We start from the raw sequence: 15138 nt of genomic DNA, 5'->3' as shown, positions 1-15138 counted from the left end.
CCCCCGTGCGTGTCAGGACCAGCGGCCGGTGCGTGCCAGCAGCAGCGCCGTCGCCACCGTCCCGGCGGTCGATGTGCGCAGAACGGTACGCCCCAGGTGGAACGTCCGCGCCCCCGCCCCGGTGAAGAGCGCGACCTCCTCCGGGGAGATCCCGCCCTCGGGTCCCACCACCAGCACGATCTCCCCGTCGGCGGGCAGTTCCGCCGTGGCGAACGGCTCGGTGCCCAGCTCGGTGTCCTCGTGCAGCACCGCCGCCAGATCGGCTTTGGCGAGAAGTGCGGCAACCTGCTTGGTCGTCATCGCGTCCGCGACGTCGGGGAAGCGGACCCGGCGGGACTGCTTGCCGGCCTCCCGGGCCGTGGCCCGCCACTTGGCGAGCGACTTCGCCCCGCGATCGCCCTTCCACTGGGTGATGCAGCGGGAGGCGGCCCAGGGGACGATCGCGTCCACACCGGTCTCCGTCATGGTCTCGACGGCGAGTTCGCCCCGGTCGCCCTTGGGGAGGGCCTGTACGACGGTGATGCGCGGCTCCTCCGCGGGCTCCTCGGCGACCGAGTCCATCCGGACGACCAGCCGGTCCTTGCCCTCGGTGTCGAGCACCACGCACTCCGCGTAGCGTCCGGCCCCGTCGGTGAGGACGACGTCCTCTCCGGGGCGCAGCCGCTTCACCGAGACGGCGTGCCGGCCCTCGGGGCCGTCGAGGACGTAGCGTCCGTCGCCGCCCGCGTCGAAGTGTTCGACCACGAACACCGGTGCCGTCATCGTCCCGCACCCGCTTCCTCGTCCGGGAACGCCGACGTGTCGGGGCCCGGCAGGCCCGACAGCCCGTGCGCCGCCGACAACGCTGTCCGGGCGGCGGCGAGTTCGGCGCTCAGCACCTCCACCAGCCGTGCGGCGGGCAGCTCCCGCGCCATGCGGTGGCCCTGTCCGGCCCACAGCGCCATGCCCTGCGCGTCGCCCGCCCGGGCAGCCGCCTTGCGCAGCGGCGAGGTCAGATGGTGGACCTCGGGGTAGGCGGCGGGCGCGTACGGCCCGTGCTCGCGCAGGAACCGGTTGACGAGTCCGCGCGCGGGGCGGCCGGAGAACGCCCGCGTCAGCTCCGTACGGACGTAGAGCGGGTTGGTCAGCGCCTGCTTGTGCACGGCGTTCGCGCCGGACTCGTGGGTGGCGAGGAACGCGGTGCCGAGCTGGGCGGCGCTCGCGCCGGCCGCGAGGGCGGCGGCGATCTGACTGCCGCGCATGATGCCGCCGGCCGCGACGATCGGGATCCGCACGGTCTCGCGGACCTGCGCGATCAGCGAGAGCAGGCCGATGCCGGTGCCGTCCGTCTCCGGGTTGTCGCGGTGGGTGCCCTGGTGGCCGCCCGCCTCGACGCCCTGCACGACGACGGCGTCGGCGCCCGCCCGCTGCACCGCCAGGGCCTCGTCGGCCGTGGTCGCGGCGATCAGGGTGAGGGTGCCGACGCGGGCGAGGGACTCCAGGACCTCGGGGGCGGGGCAGCCGAAGTGGAAGGAGACCACCGGCACCGGGTTGTCGAGGAGGACGGCGAGCTTGGCGTCGTAGCCGTCGTCGCGGCCGCTGTCCGGGTCGCCGAGCTCGGTCTCGTACCAGGCGGCCTCACCGGCGAGCTGGTTGGCGTACACCTCGACGGCCGACCGGTCCGCGTACTCGGGCTGCGGCATGAAGAGGTTCACGCCGAAGGGCTGGGCCGTGAGTCCGCGCAGCTGCTTGATCTCCTGGTACATGCCGTCGGCGGTCTTGTACCCGGCGGCCAGGAAACCGAGTCCGCCGGCCTCGGACACTGCCGCCGCGAGCTGCGGCACGGAGACGCCGCCCGCCATGGGGGCCTGCACGATCGGCAGTGGGAAGAGATCGGTCAGCGCGGAGGACATGACCGCATGTTGTCACGTCCTCCGTACAAGTCCGAATCCACCCTTCCGCCTGTCCGGGACCGGCCGGAAGGGCACCTGGTCAGCGCCCTCCGCGGCTCCGGTCCCGGCTTCGACGGTCGTGTCAGCGGCCGTTGAACGCGTCCTTCAGACGCGAGAACAGACCCTGCTGGCCGGGCTGGAACTGCCCGGTGGGCCGCTCCTCGCCACGCAGCTTCGCCAGTTCGCGCAGCAGTCGCTCCTGCTCGGGGTCGAGCTTGGTCGGCGTGGTGACCTCGACATGCACGATCAGGTCGCCGCGCCCGCCGCCGCGCAGGTGCGTGACGCCCCGCCCGTGCAGCGGGATCGACTGCCCGGACTGCGTGCCCGGACGGATGTCGACCTCCTCCAGGCCGTCGAGCGTCTCCAGCGGCACCTTCGTGCCGAGGGACGCCGCGGTCATCGGGATGGTGACCGTGCAGTGCAGGTCGTCGCCGCGCCGCTGGAAGACGTTGTGCGGCAGTTCGTGGATCTCCACGTACAGGTCGCCGGCGGGGCCGCCGCCGGGGCCGACCTCGCCCTCGCCCGCGAGCTGGATCCGGGTGCCGTTGTCGACACCGGCCGGGATCTTCACCGTGAGGGTGCGACGGGAGCGGACCCGGCCGTCGCCCGCGCACTCGGGGCACGGGGTCGGGACGACGGTGCCGAAGCCCTGACACTGCGGGCAGGGGCGGGAGGTCATGACCTGGCCCAGGAAGGACCGGGTGACCTGGGAGACCTCACCACGGCCGCGGCACATGTCGCAGGTCTGCGCGGAGGTGCCCGGTGCGGCGCCCTCGCCGTTGCAGGTGGTGCAGACGACGGCCGTGTCGACCTGGATGTCCTTCGTGGTGCCGAAGGCCGCCTCGTCCAGCTCGATCTCCAGACGGATCATGGCGTCCTGGCCCCGGCGGGTGCGCGAGCGCGGTCCGCGCTGCGACGCCGTGCCGAAGAAGGCGTCCATGATGTCCGAGAAGTTCCCGAAGCCGCCGGCGCCGAAGCCACCCGCGCCACCGCCGCCCGCCTGGGACAGCGGGTCGCCGCCGAGGTCGTAGACCTGCTTCTTCTGCGGGTCCGACAACACCTCGTAGGCGGCGTTGATCTCCTTGAACCGCTCCTGCGTCTTCGGATCGGGGTTGACGTCCGGATGTAGCTCGCGCGCGAGCCTCCGGAACGCCTTCTTGATCTCGTCCTGGGAAGCGTCGCGGCGCACGCCGAGCACGGCGTAGTAGTCCGTGGCCACTTACGACTCCGCCAGGATCTGTCCGACGTACCGTGCCACCGCTCGTACCGCTCCCATCGTTCCCGGGTAATCCATGCGGGTCGGGCCGACCACGCCGAGTTTGGCTACTGCCTCGCCGCCCGAACCGTAGCCGACGGAGACCACGGACGTGGAGTTGAGTCCCTCATGGGCGTTCTCGTGACCGATCCGCACGGTCATGCCCGAATCCTTCGCCTCACCAAGCAACTTGAGGAGCACGACCTGCTCCTCCAGCGCTTCGAGCACCGGCCGGATGGTGAGAGGGAAGTCATGTCCGAAGCGGGTGAGATTGGCGGTGCCGCCGATCATCAGCCGCTCCTCGGTCTCCTCGACGAGTGTCTCCAGGAGGGTGGAGAGCACCGTGGCGACCGTACCGCGGTCCTCGGGCTCCTCGAACGCCTCCGGAAGATCCTGCACCAGCTGCGGGACGTCCGCGAAGCGGCGGCCCGCGACCCGGCTGTTGAGCCGCGCCCGCAGGTCCGCGAGCGACGTCTCGCCGAACGGCGCGGGGCAGTCGATCATGCGCTGTTCGACCCGCCCGGTGTCCGTGATCAGCACGAGCATGACGCGCGCCGGGGCGAGCGACAGGAGCTCCACGTGCCGCACGGTGGAGCGGGTCAGGGACGGGTACTGCACGACGGCGACCTGCCGGGTGAGCTGCGCGAGCAGCCGCACGGTCCGGGCCACGACGTCGTCGAGGTCGACGGCGCCGTCGAGGAAGTTCTGGATGGCCCGCCGCTCGGGTGCCGTCATCGGCTTGACCCCGGCCAGCTTGTCGACGAACAGCCGGTAGCCCTTGTCCGTGGGGATGCGCCCGGCACTGGTGTGCGGCTGGGCGATGTACCCCTCGTCCTCCAGCGCCGCCATGTCGTTGCGCACGGTCGCGGGCGAGACGCCGAGCCGGTGCCGCTCGGTGAGTGCCTTGGAACCGACCGGCTCCTCGGTGCCCACGTAGTCCTGGACGATGGCGCGCAGCACTTCGAGCCTGCGTTCACTGAGCATCGCGCACACCTCCAGAAGTCGGCTCCGTGGTCTTCGTGGCCCCTGGCCTGGCACTCAGCGCACGCGAGTGCCAGCGTTCCCCGGCCCAGTGTACGGCTGTGAGGTACGGCCCGGGCAAGGGCCGGCCTGCGATGTCGTGCTCACCACGTCCGCACGGCTAGCGTCTCCGTATGAGCGTGACTTGGGAAGAGCCGGGGTGGGAAAGGGTGACACCCCGGGTCGGACGACGGCGGCTTCCGGTCTGGGACTGCACCGTCGGGCTCGTGGTGGGCGCGGACGCCGCGCTCGTGATCGACGCGGGGTCGAGCCTCGGTGAGGGCGCGCGGCTGCGCGCCGAGGCGCTGCGGCTGCTCGGGCCCGGTCGCAGGGTGACGCACCTCGCACTCACGCACCCGCACTTCGACCACGTCTTCGGGGCGGCCGCGTTCTCGGGGGTGGAGGTGTTCGGGGCGGTCGGGCTGGACGCCGTCCTCGCCGACGGGCGTGAGGAACTGCGCGCGGACGCGGTGCGCAACGGCCTCGGACCGAGTGCGGCGGCCGAGGCGGCGGACCTTCTGGTGCACCCCCGGCACGCGGTGTCCGGCGAGTGGACGCTCGACCTCGGCGGCGTCCAGGTCCTGCTGGCGAACGTGGGCCCGGGACACACCGCGCACGATCTGGCGGTCCTGGTCCCCGGCGGGCCGGGCGGACCGGAGACCGTCTTCTGCGGGGATCTGGTGGAGGAGTCGGGCGAACCCCAGGCCGGTCCCGACGCGATCCCCTCACACTGGCCGGCCGCCCTGGACCGGCTGCTCGACCTGGGCGGCGAGGACGCGGTGTACGTGCCCGGTCACGGAGCGACGGTGGACGCGGCGTTCGTGCGCGCCCAGCGGGACGCGCTGGCGGCGCGTTTCGGCGTGTCGTAGCGATCTCCCCCGCACCGCCCCGCCGCTTCTCCTATCGTCATCCGAATGCGCCAGTACTCTCCGGACCTGACTCCGCCGTGGAAGAAGCCCAAGCCCGTACCGGAGGTCGCGGCGGACCCCGGTCTGGTGGTCGAGGAGCCCGGTACCGGATTCTGCGGTGCCGTGATCCGCTGCGAGGCGGGCACGGTCACCCTGGAGGACCGCTTCGGCAAGCACCGGGTGTTCCCGCTGGAGCCGCGCGGCTTCCTGCTGGAGGGGCGGGTGGTGACGCTCGTACGGCCGTCGTCGGCGCCGGCACGTCCGTCCCGCACGGCGTCCGGTTCGGTGGCCGTGCCCGGTGCGCGGGCCCGGGTCGCCCGCGCGGGCCGCATCTACGTGGAGGGCCGCCACGACGCCGAGCTCGTCGAGAAGGTGTGGGGCGACGACCTGCGCATCGAGGGCGTCGTCGTCGAGTATCTGGAGGGCGTCGACGACCTCCCCTCCATCGTCGAGGACTTCGGTCCCGGCCCCGACGCCCGGCTGGGCGTCCTGGTCGACCACCTGGTGCCCGGCACGAAGGAGTCCCGCATCGCCGAGGCGGTCACCAGCGACCACGCCCTGGTGCTCGGCCACCCGTACATCGACATCTGGGAGGCCGTGAAACCGTCGGCCGTGGGCATCGCGGGCTGGCCCCGGATCCCGCGCGGGCAGGACTGGAAGACAGGCGTGTGCCGGGCCCTGGGCTGGCCGGAGAACACCGGCGCGGCCTGGCAGCACATCCTGTCCCGGGTGCGCTCCTACAAGGACCTGGAGCCGGAACTCCTGGGTCGCGTGGAGGAGTTGATCGACTTCGTCACGGCGCCGGAGTGACGGTCCTGCCGCCGGTTCCGCGGGTGCGGCTCCGGTGCCCTTTGAAGTCGGGGTCCCCGCCGTAGCCGGAGTCCATCCGTCGCCCGCCGAACCAGAGATCCGGCGCCCATCGGAGGCAGCCCGCCGCCACGGCGTCCCGCCCGTCGGAGGGCCGCAAGGAGACGCGGAGGCGCAGCCGGGGCAGTCCGGGCTGCAACGGCTCGCTGTCGCGCACGAACAGCCACAGCAACGGGTCGTCGCGGTCGATCCCGTCCTTCGGGCAGAGTTCGAGCGTGCGCAGGGGCCGCGCCTCGTAGATGCCGACACCGGCCAGCGAGTCCCACGCGACGGTCGCGGATTCTCCGCGCCGGGAGACATGCACGCCTGCCGCGTCCATCGTGACGACACTGCTCCACTGCCACCGCAGACCTCGGACGGCGAACACCACGGCCGCCCCGGCGAGCAGCACCGGCAGGACGGCTGCCACGTATCGGACGACCGCGACCGCGCCGTGCGCGTGCCCGTGGACGAGCAGCCACGTGATCCACGCGCAGAGCACGATGGTCGGCAGCGCCACGGCGATGCGCCGGCGGGCCAGGATCACGCCCCGGTGGACGACCACCGTGTCCCCGATGTCGACGGCCTCGAACACCAGCGGCTCGGTTGCCGAGGAGCCGGCCGACGCGGCCGTCCGCTCCTGGTGGCCCGCGTGATCCGGCCCGCCCAGGTACGACATCGGCTGTTCCCGGCGGCCGAACCACAGCCCGGGCGCCCACTGCCGGAAGGCCTTCTCGTACGCCTTGTGGGAGTCGCCCACGTCGATGCGGTAGCGGAGCCGGGGCAGTCCCGGCCGGAGCGGCTCCGTGTCGCGGACGAACTTCCACAGCAGCGGATCGTCGCGGTCGATCTCGTCCTTCGGGCAGAGCTCGACCGTGAAGACGACCGTCCTGCTGCCGCGAGCCCAGTGGATGCCCGCGCCGGCCAGGGAGTCCCAGCGGATCAGCGCCATCTCCTTGCCCCGCATCCACCAGAAGCCGGTCGAGTCGAAGGCGGTGATCCAATGGCGGGCCCGCCAGCGGGAGACGAGCAGAATCACTCCGGCGACACCCATCGCCACCAGCATCCCGAGCGGTATCCAGCCGGCCCCGATCCCGTCGTGCTCGACGGCGATCCACACCCCCGTCGCACCGCCGGCGATCAGCACCAGCCCGATCGGCAGCGACATGAGCAGCCGCCGCAGCCCGTACCGGAGGACGGTCGCGTCGTCGTCGGGCCATCCACCAGAGATCATGGCCGCGGACTGTACGGGAACAGTGGTTCAGTCCACCAGGTCCCTGACGACAGCGTCCGCGAGCAGCCGCCCGCGCAGCGTGAGCACCGCCCGGCCGTCCTCGTACGGACCGGCTTCCAGGAGCCCGTCGGACAGGGCCCGGCGGGAGGCCGCGAGGCCGTCGGGGCGCAGCAGGGACAGTGGGCAGCCCTCGCGCAGCCGCAGTTCGAGCAGGATGCGCTCGACGCGGCGGTCCTCGTCGGCGAGGAGCTCGCGCCCGGCCCCCGGTGACCTGCCGCCTGCCAGCGCCGCCGCGTACGCCCCCGGGTGCTTCACGTTCCACCAGCGGACGCCGCCGACGTGACTGTGGGCGCCGGGGCCCGCACCCCACCAGTCGGCGCCGCGCCAGTACAGCTCGTTGTGCAGGCAGCGGCCGGCCTCGGAGGTGGCCCAGTTCGACACCTCGTACCACTCGAAGCCCGCCGCCGACATCACCTCGTCCGCGATGAGATAGCGGTCCGCGTGCACGTCGTCGTCCGTCATCGGGACCTCGCCGCGGCGGATGCGGCGGGCGAGCTGGGTGCCCTCCTCGACGATCAGGGCGTAGGCGGAGATGTGGTCCGGCCCGGCGCCGAGCGCCGCGTCGAGCGAGGCGCGCCAGTCGTCGTCGGACTCCCCCGGGGTGCCGTAGATCAGGTCGAGGTTCACATGCTCGAAGCCCGCCGCGCGCGCCTCGGCGACGCAGGCCTCGGGGCGGCCGGGGGTGTGCGTGCGGTCGAGCACCTTCAGCACGTGCTGCCGGGCGCTCTGCATGCCGAAGGAGATCCGGTTGAAGCCTCCGGCGCGCAGGGTCGCCAGGTACTCCGGGCCGACCGACTCCGGGTTCGCCTCCGTGGTGATCTCCGCGTCGTCCGCGAGCCCGAACTCGTCGCGGATCGCCGCCAGCATCCGCACGAGGTCGTCGGCGGCCAGCAGGGTGGGCGTGCCGCCGCCCACGAAGACCGTGCGCACCGGGCGCGGGTCGTCGCCCAGCACCTTGCGGGCGAGTCGGACCTCGTCGATCAGCGTCGACGCGTAGTTGTCCCGGGAGGCGAGCACGCCTCCGGTGCCGCGCAGCTCGGTCGCCGTGTACGTGTTGAAGTCGCAGTAGCCGCAGCGGGTCGCGCAGTACGGGACGTGCAGGTAGAACCCGAGGGGCCGCTCGGCCGCCCCGGCCAGGGCATGCGCGGGCAACGCCCCGTCGTCGGGGACGGGCTCACCGTCGGGAAGTGCGGAAGGCATGCGTTCCATTGTCCAGCACGCACGGGTGATCGCCGTCCCGCCCGGCGGCGGAGAGGCAACAGCCCGTCCGGCGCTTGAGGACGAGGCCGTCCAGGCCGATCAGGGGGTACGGGGCGGAGCCCCCGCAAAAGGCACCCCCGGGACGGCCCCGCGCTACTCGGCCTGAAGCACGAGCAGCGCCATGTCGTCCTCCGAAGGCCCCGTCCCGAACTCGTGCACCAGCCTGCGGATACGTTCCGCGATCAGCTCCGCGGTCAGCCCCGCACAGCCCGCGAGAGCCTCGGCCAGACCGTCGTCGTCGTCGAACTGGCTCGCACCGCTGCGCCGCTCCGTGACCCCGTCCGTGACGCACAGCAGGCTGTCGCCGGGATGCAGCTCGAACGTCTCGGAGGTGTACGCGGCGTCCTCGACGACGCCGAGCAGGGTCTGCGGCCGGGCCACCTCCCGTACGTCCCCGTCGGGCCCCAGCAGCAGCGGCAGCGGATGCCCGGCGGAGGCCAGCGTGCAGCGCACCCCGCCGTCGAAGGGGACGAGCTCGCCGTAGAGCATGGACAGGAAACGCGTCTGCGGGCCGAGGTCCGCGCCGAGCCCCGGCCCGCCCGCGGCCACGAGCGCCCGGGCCGCCGCGTCCGCCGCCTCCGTCGCGTCGTCGAGCAGGAGCTGGTTGAGCCGGTCGAGGACGTCCGCGACGTGGTAGCCCTCACGGGCCAGCAGCCGCAGCCACGGCCGCGCCAGCCCGATCACCACGGCGGCCTCGGGCCCCTTGCCCTGGACGTCGCCGACGGCGAAGCACCAGCGGCCGTCGCCGGCCGGGAACAGGTCGTAGAAGTCGCCGCTGGGCCCACCCTTGTCGAGCGGCTCGTAGACGAGGGCGCTGCGCACGCCGGGGATCTCGGCGACCGCTCCGGGCAGCAGACCGCGCTGGAGGACCCGGCTGATGGTGGCCTGGCGCGCGTACTGACGGGCCGCGCCGATGGCGAGCGCGATACGGCGGCTGAGGTCCTCGACGAGCCCGGTGACCTCGTCGGGGAAGTCGGCCGCCCCGGACCGCCCGATGACGAGCGTGCCGAGCGGCCGGCCACCCGCGATCAGCCGGTACGCGAGCGCCGCCCCGCTCGCCCCGGGGGCGCCCAGGGCCTCGCCGGGCCAGGGCACCGGCACGGCCCGGGAACGCACCGCGTCCGGGAGCCGCGGCGGGTCCTTCTCCAGGGCGAGGCGCAGCTCCTCGATGCGGTTCTCGCTGCCGTGCCAGACGCGGGCGAGCCGGGGCCCCAGGGCGAGACCCAGTCCGCCGGCCCGGTCGGTGGCCTCGTCCTCCAGCCACACCGCGCACCAGTCGGCGAGGCGCGGCACCAGCAGCTGTCCGGCGAGCGCGGCGACCAGGTCCTCGTCGAGCTGGCCGGCGAGCAGGTCGGAGGCCTCGGCGAGGAAGGAGAGGGCTCCCCGGTTGAGCCAGTCCTGGTCGGGCTGGACGTCGCGGCCGGGTTCGGGTGCGCGTATCTCGGGGCCGGGCGTGCCGCCGGTCCGTGGTTCGGGCCCCGGGCCCCGCTCACCGGCGTACGCCTGTGTCCTCTTCCCGTGCCGCACGGGCGCCGTGCTCCCGCCGCCGTGGACGGCGTCCGCGGCCCCCACGCCGTTCGCCGTCCTCGCGGTGTGCGGCCCTGTCGCCGCGTCCGCCCTCTCCACGGCGTCGGGCCTCCTCGTCGCGTCCGGCTGCTTCGTCGCCTCCGCGGTACCCCTGAGGTCCGGTGCCGAGCCGGTGCCGGAGAACAGGCCGTCCTGCGACATGCCGTCGCCGCCCGTGCGGCCGTCGAGCGGGATGCGCGCCCACACGGTCTTCGTGCCGGGGCGGTAGGTGATCCCCCAGGCCTCGGAGAGCGCGGAGACGAGTCGCAGGCCCCGGCCGTACTCCGGTGTCCCGTAGGGCCGTTCGACGGTCTCGTCGCGCAGACCTCGCGAGGGGTGGTGGTCGGAGACCTCGACGACCAGGGGGCCGGGCGGTCCGTCCGCGGGACATTCGAGGCGGCACAGCAGGCCCACGTCGGTGCCCGCGTGCACGACCGCGTTGGTGACGAGTTCGCTGACGACCAGCAGGGCGTCGCCGGTGAGCCTCTCGTCGATCATCGCGGCTCCGGGCAGGGCGAGTTCGACCCATTCGGCCAGGGTGTCGCGCAGGAACCTGCGGGCGGTCCCCGAGGCCAGTGGGGTGCCGGGCAGCGAGGTGCGCATCACGACGTCCTGCCCGGCGCGGTGGTGCGCAGGCGCATCAGGGGCACGCGCCATGAACTCCCGTTGCGTCGGAATGGCCCCCACTGTGCGGCTCCCTGAGCAGTTCGGACGAATACGCCTCAGCCGATGCGGACAGGGTGACAGACTGACCACGCCCATAAGCGCCGAGTTACCGAAGTGGGCCGCCATGAGTGAGAACAGTGGTATGCAAGTGCTCGAAGACGGACAGATTCGAGCATCGGATCTGCGTCCTCTGCTCGCCGCGATGACCGCCGCGCGGGACGGCGATTTCGGCAAGGTACCGGAGACGGGCCATGGCCTGGTGGCCGAGCTGAGCACCGTCTTCAACCAGATCATGGACCGCAGCACCCACTTCAACTCCGAGGTGCAGCGGGTGCGTCGGGAGCTGGTGCGCCACGGCCGGCTCGACGAGCGGCTGTCCGCGAGCCCGGGCCAGGGCAACTGGACGACTCGCGTCAACGACGTGAACCAGCTGCTCGACGCCCTGGTCGCGCCCGCGGCGAACGCGACGCGGGTCCTCGACGCGGTGGCCGGCGGCGATCTGACCCAGCGGGTCGACCTGCACGACGGCAATCGCCAACTCCGGGGCGATCTGCGCCGGCTGGGCCGCGCCGTCAACAAGATGGTGGACCAGCTGTCGCTGTTCACCGGCGAGGTCACCCGGGTCGCCCGCGAGGTGGGCACCGAGGGCCGGCTCGGCGGACGCGCCAAGGTGACCGGGCTGTCCGGGAGTTGGCGGGACGTGACCGAGGCGGTCAACACGATGGCGTCCCGGCTGACGGCGCAGGTGCGGGACATCGCTCTCGTCACCACGGCGGTGGCGCGCGGCGACCTGACCCGTACGGTCACCGTCGAGGCGACCGGTGAGCTGCTGGAACTGAAGCTGACCGTGAACACGATGGTCGACCAGCTCTCCGCGTTCGCCGACGAGGTCACCCGCGTCGCCCGCGAGGTCGGCACCGAGGGCCAGCTCGGCGGGCGCGCGCAGGTGCGCGGTGTGTCCGGGGTCTGGAAGGACCTCACCGACAACGTCAACTTCATGGCCTCGAACCTGACCTCACAGGTCCGCAACATCGCCCAGGTGACCACGGCCGTCGCCAACGGCGACCTGAGCCAGAAGATCATGGTCGACGCGCAGGGCGAGATCCTGGAGCTCAAGTCGACGATCAACACGATGGTCGACCAGCTCTCCGCCTTCGCCGACGAGGTCACCCGCGTCGCCCGCGAGGTCGGCACCGAGGGCAACCTCGGCGGCCGCGCCCAGGTCCGGGGCGTCTCCGGGGTCTGGAAGGACCTCACCGACAACGTCAACTTCATGGCGGACAACCTGACCTCGCAGGTCCGCAACATCGCCCTCGTCTCCACGGCCGTGGCCCAGGGCGACCTCGGCAAGAAGATCACGGTGGAGGCGAAGGGCGAGATCCTGGAGCTCAAGTCGACGATCAACACGATGGTCGACCAGCTCTCCGCCTTCGCCGACGAGGTCACCCGCGTCGCCCGCGAGGTCGGCACGGAAGGCAACCTCGGCGGCCAGGCGCAGGTCCGGGGCGTCTCCGGCGTCTGGAAGGACCTCACCGACAACGTCAACTTCATGGCGCTGAACCTGACTTCGCAGGTCCGCAACATCGCCCAGGTGACCACGGCCGTCGCCAACGGCGACCTGTCGAAGAAGATCACGGTCGACGCGCGCGGCGAGATCCTTGAGCTGAAGGACACCGTCAACACGATGGTGGAGCAGCTGCGCGCCTTCGCCGACGAGGTCACCCGTGTGGCCCGCGAGGTCGGCACCGACGGGCGGCTCGGCGGACGCGCCCAGGTGCTCGGTGTCTCGGGCGTCTGGCGGGATCTGACCGACAACGTCAACTACATGGCCGACAACCTGACCTCACAGGTCCGCAACATCGCCCAGGTCGCCACCGCGGTCGCCCAGGGCGACCTCTCGAAGAAGATCGACGTGGACGCCCGCGGCGAGATCCTCGAACTGAAGACGACCATCAACACGATGGTCGACACCCTCTCGTCCTTCTCCTCGGAGGTCACCCGCGTGGCCCGCGAGGTGGGCTCCGAGGGTCAGCTCGGCGGCCAGGCCCGGGTGGAGGGCGTGTACGGCACCTGGAAGCGCCTGACGACGAACGTGAACGAGCTCGCCTCCAACCTCACCACCCAGGTCCGCGCCATCGCCGAGGTGGCGTCCGCGGTCGCCCAGGGCGACATGTCCCGCTCCATCACCGTGGAGACACGGGGCGAGGTCGCCGAGCTGAAGGACAACATCAATCTGATGGTGGCCAACCTGCGCGAGACCACGCGCGCGAAGGACTGGCTGGAGTCCAACCTCGCCCGCCTCGCCGCGCTGATGCAGGGCCACCGCGACCTGATGGAGGTGGCGGACCTGATCCTGCGCGAGCTGACCCCCCTGGTGAACGCGCAGTACGGCGCCTTCTTCCTCGCCGACCCGGAGGAGGACGGGACCTCGCTGCGCACGGCCGTCCCGGCCAAGGGGCTCGCCTTCATCGCCGGCTACGGCTCGGCGCAGGGCGCGACCGTCGACACGGGCGGCATGCCCGTGCACGGGCTCGTACGGCAGGCGGCGCGCGAGAAGAAGCGGATCCTGGTGGAGGAGGCCCCGCCGGACTACATCAAGATCAACAGCGGTCTGGGGGAGGCCGCGCCCGCCAGCGTCGTCATCATCCCGATCCTGTTCGAGGACACGCTGCTCGGCGTGATCGAGCTGGCGTCCTTCTCCCGCTTCTCCGACGTCCACCTGGCCTTCTTCGACCAGTTCGTGAACACCATCGGCGTCGCCATCAACACCATCATCGCCAACTCGCGCACCGAGTCGCTGCTCGGCGAGTCCCAGCGGCTGGCCGTGCAGTTGCAGGACCGCTCGGACGAACTGCAGTCGCAGCAGGCCGAGTTGCAGCGTTCGAACGCGGAGCTTGAGGAGAAGGCCGCGCTGCTCGCGACGAGTTCGCAGTACAAGTCCGAGTTCCTGGCGAACATGTCGCACGAGCTGCGCACCCCGCTCAACTCGCTGCTCATCCTGGCGCGGCTGCTGTCCGACAACCCCGACGGCCATCTCTCCGACCAGGAGGTGCAGTTCGCGACCACGATCCACCGCTCCGGGTCCGACCTGCTCCAGCTCATCAACGACATCCTCGACCTGTCGAAGATCGAGGCCGGCCGCATGGACGTACGGCCCAAGAAGCTGCCTCTCATCAAGCTGCTCGACTACGTCCACGCGACCTTCCGCCCGCTCACCCTCGACCGGGGGCTCGCCTTCGAGGTGACGGTCGGCGAGGACGTACCGCGCGAGATGTACTCCGACGAACAGCGGCTCCAGCAGATCCTGCGCAACCTGCTCTCCAACGCGATCAAGTTCACCGCGACCGGCCGGGTCGAACTACGTGTCAGCCGCCTCAAGGACCCGGGGCACATCTTCACCCGCGAGCACAGCGACGACGTGATCGCCTTCGCGGTGTCCGACACCGGCATCGGCATCGCCGCGGAGAAACTCCCGGTGATCTTCGAGGCGTTCCAGCAGGCCGACGGCACCACCAACCGCAAGTACGGCGGCACGGGTCTCGGCCTGTCCATCAGCCGGGAGATCGCGGGCCTGCTCGGCGGCCGGATCATCGCCGAGAGCAAGCCGGGCACGGGGTCCACCTTCACGCTGTACGTCCCCGTCGTGAGCCCCGGACACACGGCGACCGGCCCGGTGCCCGAGGATCGGCCGGTGCCGGTGCCCGAGCAGCTGTCCACCGAGCCGTACCCCGCCCACGACACGGACGACACCTGGCCGACGCCCACGAAGCTGGAGGCCTGGAAGTCCGGCCGGGCGGGCCAGGTCCTGCCCGGACGGCGCGTGCTGATCGTGGACGACGACATCCGCAACGTCTTCGCGCTCACCCATGTCCTGGGCCGCGTCGGCATGCCGGTCCTGTACGCGGAGAACGGCCGGGAGGGCATCGAGACCCTGGAACGCAACCCCGACGTCGAACTCGTCCTGATGGACATCATGATGCCGGAGATGGACGGCTACGAGACGATCTCCGCGATCCGCCGCACCCCTCGCTGGACGGGCCTGCCCATCGTCGCGCTGACCGCGAAGGCCATGCCCGGCGACCGCGAGAAGTCCATCGCGCGGGGCGCCAACGACTACGTGCCGAAGCCGGTGGACGTCGACCGGCTCCTCACCGTCGTCTGCGCCCTCCTCGACCCCGAGGGCAGCGACACGGGGGCCGGGAGCGCGGACGCGGCGGCCCTGGAGGGGGCCGGCTCCCCGGAGGGCGGGGCCGGGCCGCCGAGCGCGGAGAAACCGGAGGACACCCGGGAGAGCGCGGGCGCCCGGGTCGAGGACGCCGCGGGCGGTGCCGTCGCGCCGGCTCCGGGCCCCCGGGGTGAGCCCGCCGTCCCGCCGACGACCGAGTGAGGCAC

General features: G+C 72.1%; 10 protein-coding genes. 3 read left to right on the top strand and 7 right to left on the bottom strand.

The features are described from left to right. Nucleotides 1–12 precede the first annotated feature (12 nt). The 4 genes from ABEB03_RS05545 to hrcA all read right to left on the bottom strand — a co-directional run bounded on the left by ABEB03_RS05545 (nt 13) and on the right by hrcA (nt 4170). Nucleotides 13–762 (bottom strand): 16S rRNA (uracil(1498)-N(3))-methyltransferase, encoded by a 750-nt coding sequence (locus ABEB03_RS05545; RefSeq protein WP_345642021.1) that lies wholly within the window; start codon nt 760–762, stop codon nt 13–15. Further along, the gene (locus tag ABEB03_RS05540) at nt 759–1892 is read right to left on the bottom strand and encodes a nitronate monooxygenase (RefSeq protein ID WP_345642018.1); all 1134 of its coding nucleotides are present in this window, start codon (nt 1890–1892) and stop codon (nt 759–761) included. Before ABEB03_RS05540 ends, ABEB03_RS05545 begins: the two co-directional genes overlap by 4 nt. 121 nt (nt 1893–2013) lie before the next feature. After that, nucleotides 2014–3150: a molecular chaperone DnaJ gene (gene dnaJ / locus ABEB03_RS05535; protein ID WP_345642015.1), complete on the bottom strand. Its 1137-nt coding sequence runs from the start codon at nt 3148–3150 to the stop codon at nt 2014–2016. Continuing rightward, nucleotides 3151–4170 (bottom strand): heat-inducible transcriptional repressor HrcA, encoded by a 1020-nt coding sequence (gene hrcA / locus ABEB03_RS05530; protein WP_028804625.1) that lies wholly within the window; start codon nt 4168–4170, stop codon nt 3151–3153. A gap of 170 nt (nt 4171–4340) precedes the next feature. Between hrcA and ABEB03_RS05525 the strand changes: the two genes are divergently transcribed. Both ABEB03_RS05525 and ABEB03_RS05520 read left to right on the top strand, forming a co-directional pair. Beyond that, nucleotides 4341–5075, top strand: a complete 735-nt coding sequence (locus ABEB03_RS05525; RefSeq protein WP_345642010.1) for an MBL fold metallo-hydrolase — start codon at nt 4341–4343, stop codon at nt 5073–5075. Between the two features lie 45 nt (nt 5076–5120). Then, on the top strand, nt 5121–5924 hold the full coding sequence (locus tag ABEB03_RS05520) for a DUF3097 domain-containing protein (RefSeq protein ID WP_345642007.1): 804 nt from the start codon (nt 5121–5123) through the stop codon (nt 5922–5924). Here ABEB03_RS05520 and ABEB03_RS05515 read toward each other — a convergent pair. From ABEB03_RS05515 to ABEB03_RS05505, 3 genes are all read right to left on the bottom strand, one after another. Next, nucleotides 5908–7194 (bottom strand): hypothetical protein, encoded by a 1287-nt coding sequence (locus ABEB03_RS05515; RefSeq protein WP_345642004.1) that lies wholly within the window; start codon nt 7192–7194, stop codon nt 5908–5910. The two genes, ABEB03_RS05520 and ABEB03_RS05515, sit on opposite strands and share 17 nt — an antisense overlap. Nucleotides 7195–7221: 27 nt before the next feature. After that, complete coding sequence (hemW, locus tag ABEB03_RS05510; protein WP_345642001.1) at nt 7222–8454, bottom strand: radical SAM family heme chaperone HemW; 1233 nt, start codon at nt 8452–8454, stop codon at nt 7222–7224. 153 nt (nt 8455–8607) lie between these two features. Next, a complete protein-coding gene (locus ABEB03_RS05505; RefSeq protein WP_345641997.1) occupies nt 8608–10767 on the bottom strand; it encodes a SpoIIE family protein phosphatase in 2160 nt (719 codons plus the stop codon). A gap of 103 nt (nt 10768–10870) precedes the next feature. On the opposite strand from ABEB03_RS05505, the gene ABEB03_RS05500 reads away from it, so the two are divergent. After that, nucleotides 10871–15133 carry a HAMP domain-containing protein gene (locus tag ABEB03_RS05500; protein ID WP_345641994.1) on the top strand — a complete coding sequence of 1421 codons (4263 nt, stop codon included), beginning with the start codon at nt 10871–10873 and terminating at the stop codon, nt 15131–15133. The last annotated feature ends 5 nt before the right edge of the window (nt 15134–15138 follow it).

Source organism: Streptomyces siamensis (assembly GCF_039543605.1).
Taxonomy (GTDB): Bacteria; Actinomycetota; Actinomycetes; order Streptomycetales; family Streptomycetaceae; genus Streptomyces; species Streptomyces siamensis.
This window is presented reverse-complemented; position numbering and strand designations above follow the sequence as displayed.

Bases quoted from the DNA above. Each gene is read 5' to 3' on its own strand.
- ABEB03_RS05545 (WP_345642021.1), bottom strand. From the start codon at position 762: ATGACGGCACCGGTGTTCGTGGTCGAACACTTCGACGCGGGCGGCGAC.
- ABEB03_RS05540 (WP_345642018.1), bottom strand. From the start codon at position 1,892: ATGTCCTCCGCGCTGACCGATCTCTTCCCACTGCCGATCGTGCAGGCC.
- hrcA (WP_028804625.1), bottom strand. From the start codon at position 4,170: ATGCTCAGTGAACGCAGGCTCGAAGTGCTGCGCGCCATCGTCCAGGAC.
- ABEB03_RS05525 (WP_345642010.1), top strand. From the start codon at position 4,341: ATGAGCGTGACTTGGGAAGAGCCGGGGTGGGAAAGGGTGACACCCCGG.
- ABEB03_RS05520 (WP_345642007.1), top strand. From the start codon at position 5,121: ATGCGCCAGTACTCTCCGGACCTGACTCCGCCGTGGAAGAAGCCCAAG.
- ABEB03_RS05515 (WP_345642004.1), bottom strand. From the start codon at position 7,194: ATGATCTCTGGTGGATGGCCCGACGACGACGCGACCGTCCTCCGGTAC.
- hemW (WP_345642001.1), bottom strand. From the start codon at position 8,454: ATGCCTTCCGCACTTCCCGACGGTGAGCCCGTCCCCGACGACGGGGCG.
- ABEB03_RS05500 (WP_345641994.1), top strand. From the start codon at position 10,871: ATGAGTGAGAACAGTGGTATGCAAGTGCTCGAAGACGGACAGATTCGA.